Genomic DNA, 18,959 nt, shown 5'->3' with positions numbered 1-18,959 from the left:
GCGTGGAAGACGCACGACGCTGTGGGCCTGACGCGTATGTAGTACGGCAGTGTAGTGGCGTGGCGGGCGCGTCTTGTGCTCCTCCGGAAGGATCACCCCGACGGGCCGACCCGTCAGCGGCCCCTCAGGAGAGGGCAGCCGTCGGGGAACGCCACCGGAGCGGCGCGTCCGGCGATGGCCCACCAACCCCGCCCCTCCGGCGATGGCCCACCACACAGCCCCTCCGGCGTTTGAGGAGCGGGGTCCGGGGCGGAGCCCCGTGGCCGGACCCCGGCCTACGGGTCCGACCGCGACACCAGGCGAGCCCAGGGTCACGGCCGAACCCACGGAGTGCTACGCGTCCTCGTCGTTCACCCAGCTCATCAGCTTGCGCAGCTCCTTGCCGGTGGTCTCCAGCAGGTGCTCCGAGTCCTGGGTCTTGTACTCGTTGTACTTCTTCAGACCGCCGTGGTACTCGTCCATCCAGGCCTGGGCGAACGTGCCGTCCTGGATCTCGGCGAGGACCTTCTTCATCTCGGCCTTGGTGGCGTCGGTGATGATGCGCGGGCCGGTGACGTAGTCGCCCCACTCGGCGGTCTCGGAGATCGACCAGCGCATCTTCTCCAGGCCGCCCTCGTACATGAGGTCGACGATCAGCTTCAGCTCGTGCAGGCACTCGAAGTACGCGATCTCCGGCTGGTAGCCGGCCTCGGTCAGCGTCTCGAAACCGGCCTTCACCAGAGCAGCCGTACCACCGCAGAGGACGGCCTGCTCGCCGAAGAGGTCGGTCTCGGTCTCCTCGGTGAAGGTCGTCTTGATGACGCCGGCTCGGGTGCCGCCGATGCCCTTGGCGTACGACAGGGCGAGCGCGAAGGCGTTGCCCGTGGCGTCCTGCTCGACGGCGGCGATGCAGGGAACGCCGCGGCCCTCCTCGTACTGACGGCGGACCAGGTGGCCCGGGCCCTTGGGGGCGACCATGCAGACGTCGACGCCGGCCGGGGGCTTGATGAAGCCGTAGCGGATGTTCAGGCCGTGGCCGAAGAACAGGGCGTCGCCGTCGTTCAGGTTCGGGGCGATGTGCTCCTCGTAGACCTGGGCCTGGATCGGGTCCGGGACGAGGATCATGATGACGTCGGCCTCGGCGGCGGCCTCGGACGGGGTCACCACACGCAGGCCCTGCTCCTCGGCCTTCGCCTTGGACTTGGAGCCCACGTGGAGACCGACGCGGACGTCGGCACCCGAGTCGCGCAGCGACAGGGCGTGGGCGTGGCCCTGGCTGCCGTAGCCGATGACCGCGACCTTGCGGCCCTGGATGATGGACAGGTCGGCGTCAGCGTCGTAGAACAGCTCGGCCACTTTGGGTTCTCTCCTTGGGAGTGCAGGTGTTGCGTCCCACCGTATGACGGTGGGGTCGGTGGAGGTCTCGGGGTCTCGGAATACGGGCGGGCGACGCCTGCCGACCGCCCGTTTCCGGTCGTGAACGGCTCTTCTTCGAGTGTTACGCCGACCGGTCCAGTGCACGCAGCGACCGGTCCGTGATCGAACGGGCGCCGCGGCCGATCGCGATCGTGCCGGACTGGACGAGCTCCTTGATGCCGTACGGCTCCAGCATCTTGAGCATGGCCGACAGCTTGTCGCTGCTGCCGGTGGCCTCGATGGTGACGGCCTCCGGGGAGACGTCGACGGTCTTGGCGCGGAACAGCTGGACGATCTCGACGATCTGGGAGCGCGTCTCGTTGTCGGCGCGCACCTTCACCAGAACGAGTTCACGCTGAACGGCCTGCCCAGGCTCCAGCTCGACGATCTTCAGCACGTTGACGAGCTTGTTGAGCTGCTTGGTGACCTGTTCGAGGGGCAGTTCCTCGATCACGTTCACCACGATGGTGATGCGGGAGATCTCCGGGTGCTCGGTGACCCCGACGGCGAGGGAGTCGATGTTGAAGCCGCGGCGGGAGAACAGGGCGGCGATCCGGGCGAGGATGCCCGGGGTGTTCTCCACCAGGACGGAGAGCGTGTGCTTGGACATGTCTGAAGGTCTCTCTCGCTCAGTCGTCTTCGTTGTCGCCGAAGTCGGGGCGGACGTCCCGGGCGGCCATGATCTCGTCGTTGGAGGTGCCGGCGGCGACCATCGGCCACACCATCGCGTCCTCGTGGACGATGAAGTCGATGACGACCGGGCGGTCGTTGATCGAGTTCGCCTCCTCGATCACCTTGTCGAGCTCGTCCGGGGACTCGCAGCGGATCGCATAGCAGCCCATGGCCTCCGACAGCTTCACGAAGTCGGGGACGCGGGTGCCGGCGCTCGGCTGCTTGCCGTCGGCCCCGGGGCCGCTGTGCAGGACGGTGTTGGAGTAGCGCTGGTTGTAGAACAGGGTCTGCCACTGGCGGACCATCCCGAGGGCGCCGTTGTTGATGATGGCGACCTTGATCGGGATGTTGTTCAGGGCGCAGGTGGTGAGCTCCTGGTTGGTCATCTGGAAGCAGCCGTCGCCGTCGATGGCCCAGACGGCCCGGTCCGGCGTCCCGGCCTTGGCGCCCATCGCGGCGGGGACCGCGTACCCCATCGTCCCGGCGCCGCCGGAGTTCAGCCAGGTCGCGGGCTTGTCGTACTGGATGAAGTGGGCGGCCCACATCTGGTGCTGGCCGACGCCCGCCGCGAAGATCGTGCCCTCCGGGGCGAGTTGGCCGATGCGCTCGATGACCTGCTGCGGGGAGAGCGAGCCGTTGCCGGGCTGGTCGTAGCCGAGCGGGTAGGTCTCGCGCCAGCGGTTCAGGTCGGTCCACCAGGCTGCGTACCTTGGCCCGGCGGCCTCACCCTGCTGGCCCTCGCTGTGCTCCTTCTGGACGGCCTGGATCAGGTCGGCGATGACCTCGCGGGCGTCACCGACGATCGGCACGTCGGCGGCGCGGTTCTTGCCGATCTCGGCCGGGTCGATGTCGGCGTGGACGATCTTGGCGTACGGGGCGAAGCTGTCCAGCTTGCCGGTGACGCGGTCGTCGAAGCGGGCACCGAGGGCGACGATCAGGTCGGCCTTCTGCAGCGCGGTGACGGCGGTGACCGAACCGTGCATGCCCGGCATTCCCACGTGCAGCGGGTGGCTGTCGGGGAACGCGCCGAGCGCCATCAGGGTGGTGGTGACGGGCGCTCCGGTGAGCTCAGCGAGGACCTTCAGCTCGGCGGTGGCGCGGGACTTGAGGACACCGCCGCCGACGTACAGGACCGGCCGCTTGGCGGCGGTGATCAGCTTGGCGGCCTCGCGGATCTGCTTGGCGTGCGGCTTGGTGACGGGCCGGTAGCCGGGCAGGTCCATGACGGGCGGCCAGGAGAAGGTGGTCTGCGCCTGGAGGGCGTCCTTGGCGATGTCGACCAGGACCGGGCCCGGACGGCCGGTGGAGGCGATGTGGAACGCCTGCGCGATCACCCGCGGAATGTCCTCGGCCTTGGTGACCAGGAAGTTGTGCTTGGTGACGGGCATCGTGATGCCGACGATGTCCGCCTCCTGGAAGGCATCCGTGCCGATCGCCTTGGAGGCGACCTGCCCGGTGATCGCGACCAGCGGCACGGAGTCCATGTGCGCGTCCGCGATCGGGGTCACCAGGTTGGTGGCGCCCGGGCCGGACGTCGCCATGCACACCCCGACCTTGCCGGTGGCCTGCGCGTAACCGGTGGCCGCGTGGCCGGCGCCCTGCTCGTGACGGACCAGCACATGGCGCACCCGAGTGGAGTCCATCAGCGGGTCGTAGGCCGGAAGGATGGCGCCCCCGGGAATGCCGAATACCGTCTCGGCCCCGACCTCCTCAAGCGAGCGGATGAGGGACTGCGCGCCCGTCACGTGCTCGACGGTCGCGGACTGCTGTCCTCCGGATCGGGGCCGCGGCTGCGGATGGTGGGCCCCGGTGGCCTGCTCGGTCATCGGCTTCTCTTCTCGATGCTGAGGGTTTTTGCGAGGTTTGTTCGGTGTGCGACAGGTGCCTGTGCAACAAAAAACCCCTCGTGCCGTGAGGCAAGCGAGGGGAGCGCGCCGGATACGGTCGCTGGGGGTTCCGGTTGATCCTCCGGTGGGCCCCAGCTTCAGCCGACGCGCTTTCCAAGTACGAGAATTCGGGTGCGCATGGCACAGACCCTCTACCCGCCACGCACCACGTGTCAAGTGGGTGGGACGGGAGTCTCATTATGTGAGCTGAAGGGCGTACGGCCTCCGTGAACTGCGGGCACTCCACTGGTGTACACCCCTCGCCCCCCTTTCTCCGGCTCGTTCACCTCCGGGGCGCCACCGTCGGTGTCGAGGCCACGACCGTGCTCAGCTCTTCAGGCTTCTAGGCGGTCGCGCCCTCGACTCCGACGCGCCCCGTCGGCTCTCGGACGCTGCCCGCGAACACGGGCTCCGCCGGTCCGTGGGGAACCGGACAGTGCCCCGCGGCCAGCGCCCGTCGCAGCCGGTACTCGTCCAGCGGCGCGGAGAAGGCCGCCCCCTGTCCGTGGCTGCAGCCCATCGCGCGCAGGGCGATCACCTGCTCGGGGAGGTCCACCCCGTCCGCGAGCGACTGCACGCCCAGGTCGCCCGCGATCCGCAGCAGCCCACTGGTGATCGTGTGCAGCCGCGGTGACTCGACGATCCCCTCGACCAGACCGCGGTCGAGTTTGAGGATGTCCACGGGGAGGCGCTGCAGCGCCGTGATCGCCTCGTGGCCACTGCCGAACCCGTCCAGGGCGATCCGGACACCGAGCCGCCTCAGGGTGCTCAGCCGGCGCTCCAGATCGTCCAGACAGAGGCGAGCGTCGATGTCCGCCAGCTCGATCACCAGGGCGCCGGAGGGGAGTCCGTGGCGGGTCAGGAGCGCCTCGATGGAACCGGCGGGCAGAGAGCGGTCCAGCAGACGCCGGGCGCGCATCCGGACGGTCACCGGCACGCCGACTCCGGCCGCGGTGCGCTCGGCGGCCTGCTCGATGGCCTCCTCCAGCAACCAGCGGTCCAGCTCGGCGGTCCTGTCGCTGTCCTCGGAGACCCGCAGGAACTCGGCGGGGGTGAACAGCACCCCCTGGGAGGAGCGCCAGCGGGCCTCGGCCGTCACCGATGTGATCCGGCCACTCTGGAGCGCCACGACGGGCTGGTGCAGCAGCGTGAACTCGCCGTCGTGCAGGGCCGCGCGCAGCCGTGTGGCCAGCTCGGCCTTCCGTACGACGTCCTGCTGCATCTGTGGGGCGTACAGCTCGACGCGGCCCTTGCCGGAGGCCTTGGCGCGGTACATGGCGAGGTCGGCGTTGCGCAGCAGCTCGCCCGCGCCGAGGCCCGGCTCGGCGAAGGCGACGCCGATGGAGGCGGCCACCCGCACGTCGTTGCCGTCGATGGTGTACGGCTGGGAGAGGGTGACCCGGAGCCGGTCGGCGAGCTCGAAGATGTGCCGCTCGCGTGCGGCGCGGTCGCGGGTGTTGTCGCCCACGATGAGGGCCGCGAACTCGTCGCCGCCCAGGCGGGAGGCGGTGTCCCCCTGCCGGACCGCGTCATGGAGTCTGCGGGCGGCCTGGATCAGCAGCTCGTCGCCGGCCTGGTGGCCGATCGTGTCGTTGACGGCCTTGAAGCCGTCGAGGTCGATGAAGAGGACCGCCGTGTTGCGCAGGGCGACGCCCCGGTCGGTGGCGCGGCGGCCGGACAGTGCCTGCTGCACCCGCTTGGTGAACAGCGCGCGGTTGGGCAGGTCGGTGAGCGGGTCGTGCTCGGCGTTGTGCTGGAGTTGCGCCTGGAGGCGCACCCTTTCGGTCACGTCCCGGCTGTTGAAGATGAGGCCGCCGTGGTGGCGGTTGACCGTCGATTCCACGTTCAGCCAGGCGCCGTAACCGGACTTGAAGCGGCACTCGATGCGGGTGGTGGCCTCTTCGAGGGGGCTGGCGGCGAGGAATCGGCGTACTTCGTGCACGACGCAGCCCAGGTCCTCCGGGTGGATGAGCGAGGCGAGTTCGGTCCCGACGAGCTCCTCGGCGGGGCGACCGTACACACCGGCGGCGGCCGGGCTGACGTACCTCAGGATGCCGCTGGGGGCGGCGATCATGATGACGTCGCTGGAACCCTGCACCAGGGAGCGGAAGTGGTTCTCCTTCTGGGCCAGCTCCTGGGTGAGGGTGATGTTGTCGAGGAGCATGATGCCCTGGCGTACGACGAGGGCGAGCACGACGGTGCAGGCGGTGATGAGCACCACGCGGTCGACGCTGCGGCCGTTGAGCACGTTGTAGAGGATGCCCAGGGTGCAGACGGCGGCGGCCAGGTAGGGAGTCAGCGCGGACAGTGATCCGGCGATCGGACGGGTGGCCGGGCAGCGACTGAGCCCTACTCCCTGGAGGAGCATGTGCACATGTCCTCCCTGGTGTCCGTCGTGCCGGTCTGCGTCGGGTCGTTGCGCTTCGTGCCGTGGGGTTTCGTGCCGTACGGTTTCCTGCCGTTTGGTCTCGTGTCGCTGCCCTGGGATGTGCTCGTGCACCACGCGCGTGTGCCCGTCCGTGGTGTGCGGGGCCGTGGTGCCCCTGGCGGTGTGGTGGCTGTCGGCGGCCGGCCGGCCGCGCCGGTGGCTGACCCAGGGGGCGTACGCGAGGAGCAGCGAGCCCGCGAACCAGCCCGCGTCGAGGAGCTGGCCGGAGCGGTAGCTGTTGTGCAGCAGGGGTGAGGTGAACAGGGCGTCGCACATCACCGTGAGTGCGAGGGCGCCGATCGCGGTGTTCACCGCGGAGCGGTTGACCGCCGAGCGCCGGAAGTGCAGTGCGAGCACCATGCTGACGAGGGCGATGTCGAGGAGCGGGTAGGCGAGCGAGAGCGCCGTGTGCGCGACGTCGCCGTCGTCCTTCGCGGCCTGCGCGAGTGCCAGGCTCCAGGAGAGTGTGACCAGTGAGCCGCCGATCAGCCAGGCGTCCAGCGCCAGGCAGACCCAGCCGGCCTTGGTCACGGGCCTCTTGGCCAGGACGAGCAGCCCGACGATGGCGGGGGGCGCGAAGCACAGGAAGAACAGGTCGGCATAGCTCGGGTCGGGCATGGGGCGGCGCAGCACGACCTCGTACCAGCCCCAGACCAGGTTGCCGAGCGCCGCCATCATGGAGGACAGCGCGAACAGCAGCCATGCGGGTCGAAAGCGGCTGCGGCGGCTGCGCGCGTAGCGGAAACAGGACACGGCCGCGGCGATCGCGGCGGCGCTCAGCCCGAAGTCGCCCATGATGAGAGCCACGTACGGCGAGCCCCAGCCGAACGCGGCGCCGACGGCGTATCCCGCGCACACCAGGGCCAGCACGAGCTGCGAGCGCACGCTTGTCACGGAACCGCCGCGCAGGGCCGGCTCGCCCGTCGGCTGGGGGCTCGTCAGCGGCTGTGCCCGCAGCATCGGCTTGAGCGTGGTGACGGACGACGACCGGGCGCTCACCGGACCTCTCCCATCCGTGTCGCTCCCGCGTCCCGCTGGTACCGGGACGCCGGCTGCGTGTGCCGCCTACGGCTGCTGTACCTGCTGTGGTGATGGCCGTGACCGCGCTGACCCTGTCTGGCCGTCGCGCCCTGCAGGGGTCGCCGTCGACGGCCCCGCCGCGTCGGATCGTTCGTCCATAGGCCGTGCATCGCCCGTCGCCCCCCTCGCAGTCGCATTCCTTCCCCGGCGCCGAACGGTGCGCGGCGCAACCCCTGTCGGGACGATACACCAGTCTCGTCACTCAGGGACATAGCTGCTCTACGCTCCGTGACGAACAGTGGCGATACGGACACCATCCGCATCCGGGGGACTGCGGAGGGTGCCCGAAGTGGATTAGTCGTCGGCCGTATCGCCTGTCATAAGGACCACGTTTCGCAGCGGCTGCCGGTTCACGAATCGATTCAACTGGTCCGCCAGAAGCCTCGTCGCGCGGGGCAGAAAGGCCGACGTCGGGCCGCCGACATGGGGGCTGATGAGCAGGCCGGGCGCGTGCCACAAGGGATGTCCCTTGGGCAGCGGCTCGGGATCGGTGACGTCCAGGGCCGCGGTGATGCGCCCGCTCTCCAGCTCGGCGAGGAGCGCCTCGGTGTCGACGACAGGTCCGCGCGCGACGTTCACGAGCAGCGCTCCGTCCTTCATGCGGGCCAGGAATTCGGCGTTCACCAGGCCGCGTGTGCTCTGCGTGAGGGGCGTCGACAGGACGACGACATCCGCTTCGGGCAGCAGGGAGGGCAGTTCGGTGAGCGGGTGCACCGGTCCGCGTGCCGTGGTGCGTTCTGAGCGCGCGACGCGCGCCACCCGCGCGAGTTCAAAAGGTGCGAGCCGGTCCTCGATGGCGGCACCGATCGAGCCGTACCCCACGATGAGCACGGACTTGTCGGCCAGCGCGGGACGGAACCCGCTCCGCCACTCCTGACGCTCCTGCCCGCGTACGAAGTCGGGGACGCCCCGCAGCGAGGCGAGTATCAGCGTGAGGGTGAGCTCGGCCGTGCTCGTCTCGTGCACCCCGCGCGCGTTGCACAGCCGCACGCCGGGGCGCAGGTGCTTCAGGCCCGGCTCGACGTGGTCGATGCCGGCGGAAAGCGTCTGCACGACCTGGACGGAGGTCATGTCGGGCAGCGGTCGCTGGGAGATCGCGGGCGCCTTCATATAGGGCACGACGTAAAAGACACACTTGCCCGGATCACCGGGAAACTCCTGGTCACCATCCCAATAGAGGTAGTTGGGCCCATCAGGGAGCCCTTCGATCTCGTCGGCGCCGAACGGAAGCCACACGTCACCAGTCATGCCAAGGAGGCTATGCGAAGCCTCCTGAGCCTCATTGGTTAGTTTGGGGTGCCAGGAGAGGGAGGATAAGGCCAGGTGGAGCGCAGGACGATCGGCGCGGCGACGCTCGCGGTGGGGGCGGTGGGGCTCGGGTGCATGCCGATGAGCTGGGCGTACTGCGGGTCGCGGCAGCGGGGTGACGAGTCGCTCCGGGCGCTGCACCGTGCGCTGGACCTCGGCTCCACGCTCCTGGACACGGCCGACATGTACGGGCCGTTCACGAACGAGCTGCTGGTGGGCCGGGTCCTGAAGGAACGCCGCGCGGAGGCCTTCGTGTCGACGAAGGTCGGCCTGCTGGTCGGCGAGCAGCACATCGTGGCGAACGGCCGCCCCGGCTATGTGAAGCGCGCCTGTGACGCCTCCCTCCGCCGCCTCCAGACGGACGTCATCGACCTCTACCAACTGCACCGCGCGGACCCGGAGGTGCCGGTCGAGGAGACCTGGGGCGCGATGGCGGAGCTCGTCCGGGCGGGCAAGGTGCGGGCACTGGGCCTGTGCGCGGTGGGAGCGAGGGCCGCGCGACGGGCCGGGTCGGGGCTGCACGACGGAACGATCCGCCAGCTGGAGCGTGTCCAGCAGGTCTTCCCGGTCAGCGCGGTCCAGGCGGAGCTGTCGGTGTGGTCGCCCGACGCTCTCGACGCGCTCCTTCCCTGGTGCACGGCACACGGGGTGGGCTTCCTCGCTGCGATGCCCCTGGGAAACGGCTTCCTCACCGGCACGCTGACGCCGGGCGAGGGCTTCGAGCCCGATGACATGCGCGCCCGGCACCCTCGTTTCACGGCCGAGATGATGGCGGCCAACCAGCCGATCGTGGCGGGGTTGCGCAGGGTGGCGGCACGTCATGGCGATCGGGTGACCCCGGCCCACGTGGCCATCGCCTGGGTGCTCGCCCAGGGGGCCCACGTCGTACCGGTCCCCGGCACCAAGCAGGAGCGCTGGGTGACGGAGAACGCGTCCGCCGGCGATCTCCGACTGTCCCCGGAGGACCTGGCAGAGCTCGCGGCACTGCCGGCGGCGCAGGGTTCCTGGGACTGAGGGCACCGGTCCCGAAGAGGCTGTCGGCCGCCGTCCGGGAGAGGGTTCCGGTTGAAAAGTTGTCTTGATCCGCCGGAGCTGGAACCTGTGGGGCGTTCGCGGTGTAAGAACAGTAGTGGCTCCGCGTCGAAGGGATCTTGATCGTGCAACGTCGAGCTGTGACGGCCGTATTGGCCGCGGCCGTTCTTCTGGTGACGTCCGGTTGTTCCTCCGGCGACGGGGGCGCGGGCGGGACCTCTGCTGCGAACAGTAAGGGGCCAGGGGCGTCGTCGGACGAGTCCGCCCCGGAGGACGCCGCGCCCGCGAAGGGCTCGGTCAAGGTGGTGCGTACGGTCGCCGAGGGCCTGAAGAGCCCCTGGGGCCTGGCTCCGCTCCCCGAGGGCGGACTGCTGGTGTCCTCGCGGGACGAGGGCACGATCACGCTCGTCGACGAGAAGACCGGCAAGAAGACGGAGCTCGGCGAGGTCCCCGGGGTCTCCCCCGGCGGCGAGGGCGGTCTCCTGGGCCTCGCGATCTCCCCGGACTACGCGTCGGACCACATGATCTACGCGTACTTCACCTCGGAGTCGGACAACCGCGTCGTGCGCATGCTGTACGCCCCGGAGAAGCCGTCGGGTGAGCAGCTGGGTGCCCCCGACACGGTCGTGCGCGGCATCCCGAAGGGCACGAACCACAGCGGCGGCCGTCTGGCCTTCGGCCCCGACCGGATGCTGTACGCCACGACGGGCGAGCGGTACGAAGGCCCGCTGGCGCAGGACAAGAAGTCCCTCGGTGGCAAGATCCTGCGCATGACCCCGGACGGCGAGCCCGCCCCGGGCAATCCCTTCGGCGACTCGCTCGTGTACTCGTACGGTCACCGCAATGTGCAAGGCGTGGCCTGGGACGACAAACAGCGCCTGTGGGCGTCGGAGTTCGGCCAGAACACCTGGGACGAGCTGAACCGGATCAAGCCGGGCGGCAACTACGGCTGGCCGGACGTCGAGGGCAAGGAAGGAAAGTCCGGCTTCGTCGATCCGGTCGCCCAGTGGCGCGTGGCGGAGGCCTCGCCGAGCGGCATCGCCATGGCCGAGGGCTCGGTCTGGATGGCCGGTCTGCGCGGCAAGCGTCTGTGGCGCATCCCCCTGAAGGGCACCGAACTCTCCGCGGACCCCCAGGCTTTCCTGACGGACGAGTACGGGCGCCTCCGCACGGTCGTTTCCGCGGGCGGCAACAGGTTGTGGCTGACCACGAGCGAAACGGACGGCCGAGGCTCACCCGGGAAGGGCGACGACAAGATCCTCGAGCTGGAGGTGAAGTAGCCCGGGCGGGGTGGGCCGCCGGAGCGCCCTCACACAGCCACCAGGGGACTCATTCCTCGTCCGCTTCCCCTTCGTTGGGGTCCTTCGCGTCGTGGAGCCGGGCCGATGGGCGTATGACCGCGGTGCCCGACTCCAGGTCTATCGGTCCTCGCGCGGGGTCGCTGTCGCCGACGTCCTCCCGGGTCATCTCCAGGCGATTGCGTTCATCGCTGGTGTGCTTGTGTCCGGGCGCGAACAGTTCCTCGAAGGCGTTGAACACGGGCACCTCCCCGGACCGGCCCCACCGGCCCTCGTCTCTGCAGATGTCCTCGCTGCTGATGGCCTGGGGCCATTATCCGCTGCCGTCTGCTCCTCTATCCCGCTGCCGTCTGCTTCTCCGCCCCCGGCGGGAACAACCGCAGTCGATGTGCCAGCGCCGCCGCCTCGCCCCGGCCCGAGACGCCCAGCTTGGCGAGGATGTTGGAGACGTGGACGCTGGCCGTCTTGGGGGAGATGAAGAGTTCCTCGGCGATCTGGCGGTTGCTGCGTCCGACGGCGACCAGGCGCAGGACGTCGCGCTCGCGGCTGGTGAGGCCCAGGGCCTCGACGGGGTCGTCGGGAGCCAGGGCGGACCGCTCGGGGACGCGGGCCAGGGTGAGGCGTGCGCGCTGGGCGAGCAGGGCGACCGAGTCGGCGAGCGGGCGGGCTCCCAGGTGGTCGGCGACGGCGGCGGCCAGCCGGAGGAGTTCCGTCGCGCGGTCCCGGCCCTCCTGGTCGGCGCCGCTCACCAGAAGCGCCTCGGCGAGCCTGTACCGGACGCGGGCGAGGTCGTACGGCCGCTCCAGCGGTTCGAAGGCGGCCACGACCTCGGACCAGGTCCCGGGCTCCAGCACGCCCTCGGCGCAGCGGAGTTCGGCCCGTACCCACCTCTCGTACGCGAGCCAGACCGGCGCGCCCGTGGTGAGCTTCTTGACGGCTTCGAAGATGTCCGACAGGACCTCGGTGCGCCCTTCTTCGGCGACGGGCAGACCGCGGGCGTCGGCCTCGGCCGTGACCGCGGCCAGCAACAGGGGCCAGGCATAGCGCTGCATGCCGGGTGGGAAGCCGGCGTCCAGGGCGCGGCGGAGTTCGGCGCGGGCGTCGAGGAGCCTGCCTTCGGCGGCAGCCACGCCCATGATCAGGGCGGCCAGCGGGATGTTGTTCTGTGGCTGCGGGTCATGGGTGCCGTAGAAGGCGAGGGCGTCGGCCAGATGGCGGGCGGCATCGGCCACGTCGCCCCGGGCGAGTTCGACGTTCGTGAGGTGCATGGAGCCGCCGGCGCGTGGCTTCGCGCTCTGTCCTCCGCTGATCGCGTTCACCGCGGCCTCGGCGGCCTCGTCCCAGCGGCCCAGGGGGAACAGCGACTCGGAGAGGTTGCTCCAGACCAAGGTCTCCGACTCCGACAGGCCCATCCTGCGGGTGAGTTCGAGGCCTGTCCGCAGCACCTCGATGGCTTCCCCGGAGCGGCCGACGCTCTCCAGGGCCGACGGCAGGTTCACATGGCTGCGGCCCACGACGGCGGTCAGGGAGCGCTTCTCCACCTGGTCCTTGACCGCGTACATCTCGGCGAGCCCGGCCTCGATGTCCCCCGCGTCGACCATCAGGGTGCCCAGTGTGAGGCGTGCGTTCAGCTCGATGTCCTCGGCGCCCACCATGCGCGCGTACTCGACGGCGCGCTGGGCGTCGGAGAGCGCCTCGGGTCCGGGTGCGTGGAGCATGGACCAGCCCGCGACCATCGCCAGTACCTCGGCGTGCACCTCGGACGGGGGGAGTCCGCGCACCAGTTCCTGTGCGGTGCCGAGCTCCTTCCACCCGTCGCCCCGGGCCAGGCCCTGCACCAGCAGGGAACGCTGCACCCAGAACCAGGCCTCGCGCAGGGGGTCGCTCTCGTCTTCCAGGAAGTGCAGCGCACGCTTGGTGATCTTCAGGGCGCGCTCGCGCTCCCCGCACAGCCGGCCCGCGACGGCGGCCTCGGCCATGAGGTCGAGATAGCGCAGGGGCGTGGTGGCCGGGTCACAGCCGCACGGAGGGTAGACCTCGGTGTAGTCGACGGGGCGCAGTCCGACCCGCACGGAGTCGGGGGCGGTCTCCCACAGCTCCATCGCCCGCTCCAGGAGCCGCAGTTGCTCGGAGTGGGCGTGGCGGCCGCGGGCCTCCACGGAGGCGTGGAGGACGGCGGGGAGGGCCTTCGCGGCGTCGTGGGCGTGGTACCAGTAGCTGGCCAGGCGGGTGGCGCGGCCGTCGGCCGGGACGAGCGCCGGGTCGGCCTCCAGCGCCTCGGCGTACCGGCGGTTGAGGCGGGAGCGCTCGCCGGGCAGCAGGTCGTCGCTGACCGCCTCGCGGACCAGGGAGTGCCGGAAGCGGTAGCCGTCGCCGTCGGGCACGGCGAGCAGGATGTTGGCGCCGACAGCGACGCGCAGCGCCTCGATGAGGTCGTCCTCGGAGAGCCGGGCCACGGCTGCCAACAGGCCGTACTCAACGGTGGAGCCGCCCTCGGCGACGATCCGGGCCACGCGCTGGGCGTCCTCGGGCAGCCCCTCGACACGTACGAGGAGCAGGTCCCGCAGGGAGTCGGTGAGGCCGGTACGGCAGCCCTCGTGGGCCGCGACGGCCAGTTCCTCGACGAAGAACGCGTTGCCGTCGGAGCGTTCGAAGATCTCGTCGACCTGGGCCGGGTCGGGTTCGGAAGCAAGAATCCCGGCGAGCTGGCGGGCGACCTCGGCGCGGTTGAAACGGCGCAGTTCGACGCGGCGGACCGTGCGCAGGCGGTCGAGCTCGGCCAGCAGTGGGCGGAGCGGGTGGCGGCGGTGGATGTCGTCGGCGCGGTAGGTGGCGACGACGACGAGGCGGCCGGTGCGGAGTGTGCGGAACAGGTAGGCCAGGAGGTGGCGGGTGGAGGCGTCGGCCCAGTGCAGGTCCTCCAGGGCGACGACGACCGTGCGGTCCGCGGCGATGCGCTCCAGGAGGCGGGCGGTGAGTTCGAAGAGGCGGGCCGTGCCCTCCTCGTCATGCCGGCCGTCGAGTCGGCGGGGCGCCTCGCCCAGCTCGGGCAGGAGCCGGGCCAGCTCCGCCTCCTGTCCCTCGGCCGCGGCGGCCACCTCGTCGGGGAGTTGTCGGCGCAGGGAGCGCAGGGCGGTGGAGAAGGGCGCGAACGGCAGCCCGTCGGCGCCGATCTCGACGCAGCCGCCGAGCACGACGACCGCGCTCTCGCGGCAGGCCGTGGTGGCGAACTCCTCGACCAGGCGCGTCTTGCCGACCCCGGCCTCGCCGCCGAGCAGTAACGCCTGGGGCTCCCCCGCGGCGGCGCGGGAGAGCGCGTCGTGCAACACCTCCAGCTCGTCGGCGCGACCGACGAACACCGGGCTGACCGATCTCATCTCCACGCTGCCGAGCATCGCACGCGGGTCTGACAGCGCGGCACCGAATATCGGCACAACGGCCCCGCCACGCGTGTGCGGGGCGCCCGCATGAACGGGCAGAGTGCCCTGCCGGGCCGGCAGGGCACTCGCGGTACACACCGGAGGCAGGCCGCCCCCCGCGCGGCCGTCCTCCCCCGGCCGGGGGCTCACGCCGGGCGGGCGAGCCGGTGCCGACGGGGGCGGGGACTATGCGGCCTCCTCTCGGCGTCGTGCTGCCGGGACGCCTCGCGGGCGGCGCGGCGGGCTTCCCTGGCGATCCGGTACTCGGCGGCCTCGCGGATCAGCTCGGCGGACCGGATCTGCTGGAGCTCGTACGGGAACATCTCGTACTCCTCGTGAAACGTCGGTTTCGGGCTCGCTTGCTGCGATGCCCCCACCTTCGTCTCCGAGGGGGGTGTGCCACATCGGGAGAGTTCCGCATCTTGCACGCGCGAGGGGCCTTAGATCCGCCGTACGCCATGTACGGCGGGCCTAAGGCCCCTCAGAGCTGCGAGGACAAGCGTCTCTGATTGGCTTAGTGACCTTCAGTGTTGCTCAAGGTGTGAGCCAATCGTCTTCGTGCCCTGGTGCTGAGTGGCAGGTGCCGTCAGCCCTCGTGGCACGTCCCTCCGGACGCTGGTCGGCCAGCCTGCACAGCTATGGGCCGAGGAGGGTGCCCGACGTCGCCTGGGCGCCGGGCGTGCAGGTGACAGCCTGCCACAGGATCGCTACGGATCGCTAATCAGACTGGTGAGCCTCCTTGTGCGGTGGGGTCAACCCACCGTCGGGGTGGAGAGCAGGATGTCGGAGTACTTCACGGCGGCCAGGACCAGGCCGAGGAAGCCGAGCGAGATGCCCGCCCAGGCAACCGACTTGATCCAGGGTGTCTGCGGCGCCCGCTCCGGGTCGCCGAACGCCGGCCGGACCAGCACGGCGACGCCCGCGATCAGGGCGATCAGCGCGAACACGCCTGCCACCAGGGCGTTGGCGTTCCAGGAGTCGGCGTACACCTGCTTGATCTGTGTGGCGACGCTCACGCCCTGCGCGGCCTCCAGTTGGCCGTACAGCGACTCGCGGGCCTGCGCGATGGTGCCGACCCAGCTGCCCGTCAGCGAGACCAGCCCGAGCCCGACGGACACGATGGCCGCCGCGCCCTGGCCGACCCCGGCGGAGGCGTCGGAGGCGCCCTTCCCGTCGGCGGCCTCGTCCTGCTCGTCGGCCACGTCGTCGGAAGCGTCCGTCTCGTCGACGGAGGCTTCCGCGGAAGTGTCCTCCTTGGTCTCCGCGATCCCGGTGGCCTCCTTGGCCTCAGGGGCCTCCTTGGTGACGTCCACCGTCTCCTTGTCGCTCTGTGCCTCTGCGCCGGTCTCGACCCCGGCCTCATCCACTGTCTTCGAACCCATGCCTCGCACCGTACGGACGTTGTCTGAGAAGTCTCTTAATGATCGTTGTGAGCAGTACGCGTGCGCGTGGGTGTCATCGTTCCGTACGCGCGCGTGCCTCTCGCCACTCGGGCGCGAGGACCGACCACACCTCGGTGTCCTGGCGTACGCCCCGGTACGGGTAGCGCTGCCGGAGGACGCCGTCGCGGCTCATGCCCAGTCGCCGCGCCACGTTGATGCTCGGTTCGTTGGCGGACGACGCCAACCACTCCACACGCTGGATGCCTCGCTCGTCAACCGCCCAGTCGATGAGGACGCCCATGGCGCGGGTGATCAAACCCCGCCCCGTGGCGGCGGGTTCAAGCCAGCAGCCGACCTCGCACGTGCCGTTCGCGGCGTCGAAGATCCGGAAGAGCACACCGCCGACGAGCTTCCCCTCCAGCCACAGCCCGTGCAGGCTGCCGGTGTCGGCGGCGCGCTTGTCGGCGTACGACTGGAGGAGCTCGCGCGCGGTGTCGACGTCGGTGGCCTTGGCGCCGAACGGGATGTGCTGCCCGATGAACTCGCGCCCCCGGTCGAGGTGGGCGAGGAACTCCTCGGCGTGCCAGGTGTCCAGGGGCCGCAGTTCGGCGCCGTCGTCACCCAGAGATATCGCGTACATCCTGTTGCCGCTCCTTAGCCAGTGCGACCGGTTCGTCAGCCAGTACGACCGGTTCGTCGTCGAGCTCGTCGTCGGTGGCCGGATCGTCACCGTCCGCTCGCCGCCCGGGGATGGTCGCACGGGCGGCTTTCTCCGTGCTGGTCTTTTCGGCCGCGTCTGCGGCGGCCCGGTACTCGGCCGGTTCGATGCTGATGCGCGGCATGCGGCGGTCGAGCCAGCGGGGCAGCCACCAGTTGGCGCCGCCGAGCAGGTGCATGAGGGCGGGCACGAGGAGCGTACGGAGGACGAAGGCGTCGAGGGCCACGGCGGTGGCCAGGGCGATGCCGAACATCGCGATGACGCGGTCCCCGCTGAGCACGAACGCGAGGAACACCGAGATCATGATGACGGCGGCGGAGTTGATCACCCGGCTGGTCTCGGCGAGGCCGACGCGGACGGCGCGCCGGTTGTCGCCGGTCTCCAGCCACTCCTCGTACATCCGGCTGACCAGGAAGACCTGGTAGTCCATGGACAGCCCGAAGAGCACCGAGACCATGATCACGGGGAGAAAGGGCTCGATCGGCCCGGCGCTGCCGAGGCCCAGCAGTTCGCTCCCCCAGCCCCACTGGAAGATCGTGACGACGACCCCGAAGGCGGCGGCGACGGCGGCGACGTTCATCGCGGCGGCCTTCAGCGGGATGCCGATGGACCGGAAGGCGAGCAGGAGCAGCAGGCAGCCGAGCCCGATCACGACGCCCACGAACAGCGGCAGCTTGCCGACGATGACGTCCGCGAAGTCGTCGTAGCCGGCGGTGACCCCGCCGACGTGCAGGTCGAGCGAGGTGCCCGCCTCGGCGCGCGGCAGCACCTCGTCGCGCAGCCGGTCGACGAGGTCGCTGGTGTGCCTTGACTGCGGGGAGGACTCCGGAACGACGCTGAGGTACGCGGTGTCACCCGCCGTGTCGTACGTCACCGGGCTCACCGCGGCGACGCCCTCGGTAGCCCGGAGGGTGGCGTCGAGGTTGTCGAGGGCGAGCTTGTCCTGGGCGCCGCCGACCTTGGTGACCAGGGTGAGGGGCCCGTTCACACCGGGGCCGAAGCCGTCCGCGAGGAGGTCGTACGCCTGGCGCGTGGTCGCCGTCTTCGGGTTGTTGCCCTGGTCGGAGGTGCCCAGGTGCAGGCCGAGCGCGGGCAGCGCGAGCAGGGTCATGACGACCAGCGCGACGGCCCCGAGCTTCTTGGGGTGCCGTTCCACGAACGCGGACCAGCGGGCGGCGAGCCCGGTGGGCCGCTCCGGCTCGGGGCCGTGCTCGTCGAGGCGGCGGCGCTCACGGCGGCTCAGGGCTCGCATGCCGATGAACGAGAGCAGGGCGGGCAGCAGCGTCACGGAGGCGGCGACCGTGAGGACCACGGTGAGCGACGCGGCGATGGCGACGCCGTTCAGGAAGCCGAGCCGCAGGATGAGCATGCCCAGGAGGGCGATGCACACGGTGGCGCCGGCGAACACGACGGCCCGCCCCGTGGTCGCGACGGCGCTGGTCACGGCCTCGGTGACGGACAACCCGCGCTTGAGTTCCCTGCGGTGCCTGGTGACGATGAACAGCGCGTAGTCGATTCCGACGCCCAGCCCGATCAGCATGCCCAGCATGGGCGCGAAGTCGGCCACGGTCATGACGTGGCCGAGGAGCACGATCCCGGCGTACGCGGTCCCCACGCTGACGAGCGCGGTCGCGATGGGCAGCAGGGAGGCGGCGAGCGAGCCGAAGGCGACGAGCAGCACGACGGCGGCGACGAGCACGCCGGCCGCCTCGGCGATGTGCCCGCCCGTCGACTCGGTGAGCCCGATCGCCCTGCCGCCCAGTTCGACCTGGAGTCCGTCGGTCTCGGCTGCCTTGGCGGTGTCGACGACCTTCTGGGCCTCGGCCTTGTCGATGTCCTGGGTCTGGTCGTCGAAGGTGAGCGTGGCGTACGCGGTGTGTCCGTCACGGCTGATCCGGCCGCCGGGTGACCCCTCGTACGGGCTGGTCACGGACGCCACTGAGGGCAGGTCGGCGATCTCGTCCAGGGTGCGGGTCATGGCCTGCTCGACGTCGGCGGCCCGCACGGTGCCGTGGGTGGTGTGCCAGACGATGGTGTCGCTGTCGCCGCCGAGGCGCGGGAAGCCCTCGTCGAGGAGCTGGGTGGCTCGGCTGGACTCGGTCCCCGGGGTCGCATAGTCGTTCGAGTACGCGGATCCTGCGACGGATGCGACGGCGGCGGCGCCCGCGAAGGTGAGAAGCCACAGAAGTACGGCGACAAGGCGGTGCCGGACACACCAGCGCGCGAGGGCTGCCACGAACGTGCTCCCTGGGGAATGGGTGGATCTTTGACCGGGAACAGTCGTGGGCGAACCGAAGGACCCGCAAAGAACGCATGTCTGATGGCCCACACTCTGGCAAAC

Annotated in this window: 12 protein-coding genes; 2 read left to right on the top strand and 10 right to left on the bottom strand. The window is 70.5% G+C overall.

From position 1 onward, the window contains the following. Positions 1–333: 333 nt before the first annotated feature. The 5 genes from ilvC to E0500_RS17705 all read right to left on the bottom strand — a co-directional run bounded on the left by ilvC (position 334) and on the right by E0500_RS17705 (position 8,709). Entirely contained in the window at positions 334–1,335 is a 1,002-nt protein-coding gene (ilvC, locus tag E0500_RS17725) for a ketol-acid reductoisomerase (protein WP_131558289.1), read from the bottom strand. Positions 1,336–1,477: 142 nt separating this feature from the next. After that, positions 1,478–2,005, bottom strand: coding sequence for an acetolactate synthase small subunit (gene ilvN / locus E0500_RS17720; protein ID WP_131558287.1), 528 nt, complete (start codon positions 2,003–2,005; stop codon positions 1,478–1,480). A 19-nt stretch (positions 2,006–2,024) separates the two neighbouring features. Beyond that, positions 2,025–3,893, bottom strand: a complete 1,869-nt coding sequence (locus E0500_RS17715; protein WP_131558285.1) for an acetolactate synthase large subunit — start codon at positions 3,891–3,893, stop codon at positions 2,025–2,027. Between the two features lie 403 nt (positions 3,894–4,296). Next, positions 4,297–7,341 carry an EAL domain-containing protein gene (locus tag E0500_RS17710; protein ID WP_181587253.1) on the bottom strand — a complete coding sequence of 1,015 codons (3,045 nt, stop codon included), beginning with the start codon at positions 7,339–7,341 and terminating at the stop codon, positions 4,297–4,299. A 414-nt stretch (positions 7,342–7,755) separates the two neighbouring features. After that, on the bottom strand, positions 7,756–8,709 hold the full coding sequence (locus E0500_RS17705) for a 2-hydroxyacid dehydrogenase (RefSeq protein ID WP_131558282.1): 954 nt from the start codon (positions 8,707–8,709) through the stop codon (positions 7,756–7,758). Positions 8,710–8,784: 75 nt separating this feature from the next. Between E0500_RS17705 and E0500_RS17700 the strand changes: the two genes are divergently transcribed. Then, positions 8,785–9,783 (top strand): aldo/keto reductase, encoded by a 999-nt coding sequence (locus E0500_RS17700; RefSeq protein WP_131558280.1) that lies wholly within the window; start codon positions 8,785–8,787, stop codon positions 9,781–9,783. Between the two features lie 158 nt (positions 9,784–9,941). Then, positions 9,942–11,081 (top strand): PQQ-dependent sugar dehydrogenase, encoded by a 1,140-nt coding sequence (locus tag E0500_RS17695; protein WP_309505088.1) that lies wholly within the window; start codon positions 9,942–9,944, stop codon positions 11,079–11,081. Positions 11,082–11,130: 49 nt separating this feature from the next. Here the strand turns inward: E0500_RS17695 and E0500_RS17690 are convergent, their stop codons facing one another. From E0500_RS17690 to E0500_RS17670, 5 genes are all read right to left on the bottom strand, one after another. After that, entirely contained in the window at positions 11,131–11,340 is a 210-nt protein-coding gene (locus E0500_RS17690) for a DUF6191 domain-containing protein (RefSeq protein WP_131558276.1), read from the bottom strand. Between the two features lie 94 nt (positions 11,341–11,434). Next, positions 11,435–14,494 (bottom strand): LuxR family transcriptional regulator, encoded by a 3,060-nt coding sequence (locus tag E0500_RS17685; RefSeq protein ID WP_131558422.1) that lies wholly within the window; start codon positions 14,492–14,494, stop codon positions 11,435–11,437. Positions 14,495–15,270: 776 nt separating this feature from the next. Next, positions 15,271–15,900 carry a hypothetical protein gene (locus E0500_RS17680; protein ID WP_165934832.1) on the bottom strand — a complete coding sequence of 210 codons (630 nt, stop codon included), beginning with the start codon at positions 15,898–15,900 and terminating at the stop codon, positions 15,271–15,273. A 73-nt stretch (positions 15,901–15,973) separates the two neighbouring features. Next, positions 15,974–16,540: a GNAT family N-acetyltransferase gene (locus E0500_RS17675; RefSeq protein ID WP_131558275.1), complete on the bottom strand. Its 567-nt coding sequence runs from the start codon at positions 16,538–16,540 to the stop codon at positions 15,974–15,976. After that, complete coding sequence (locus tag E0500_RS17670) at positions 16,518–18,854, bottom strand: MMPL family transporter (RefSeq protein ID WP_131558273.1); 2,337 nt, start codon at positions 18,852–18,854, stop codon at positions 16,518–16,520. The genes E0500_RS17675 and E0500_RS17670 overlap by 23 nt, the downstream gene beginning before the upstream one ends. Positions 18,855–18,959 lie beyond the last annotated feature (105 nt).

The organism is Streptomyces sp. KM273126 (genome assembly GCF_004337435.2).
GTDB classification, from domain to species: Bacteria; Actinomycetota; Actinomycetes; order Streptomycetales; family Streptomycetaceae; genus Streptomyces; species Streptomyces acidicola.
Note: the sequence above shows the minus strand (reverse complement) of the source record. Positions and strands in the feature narration are given on the sequence as shown.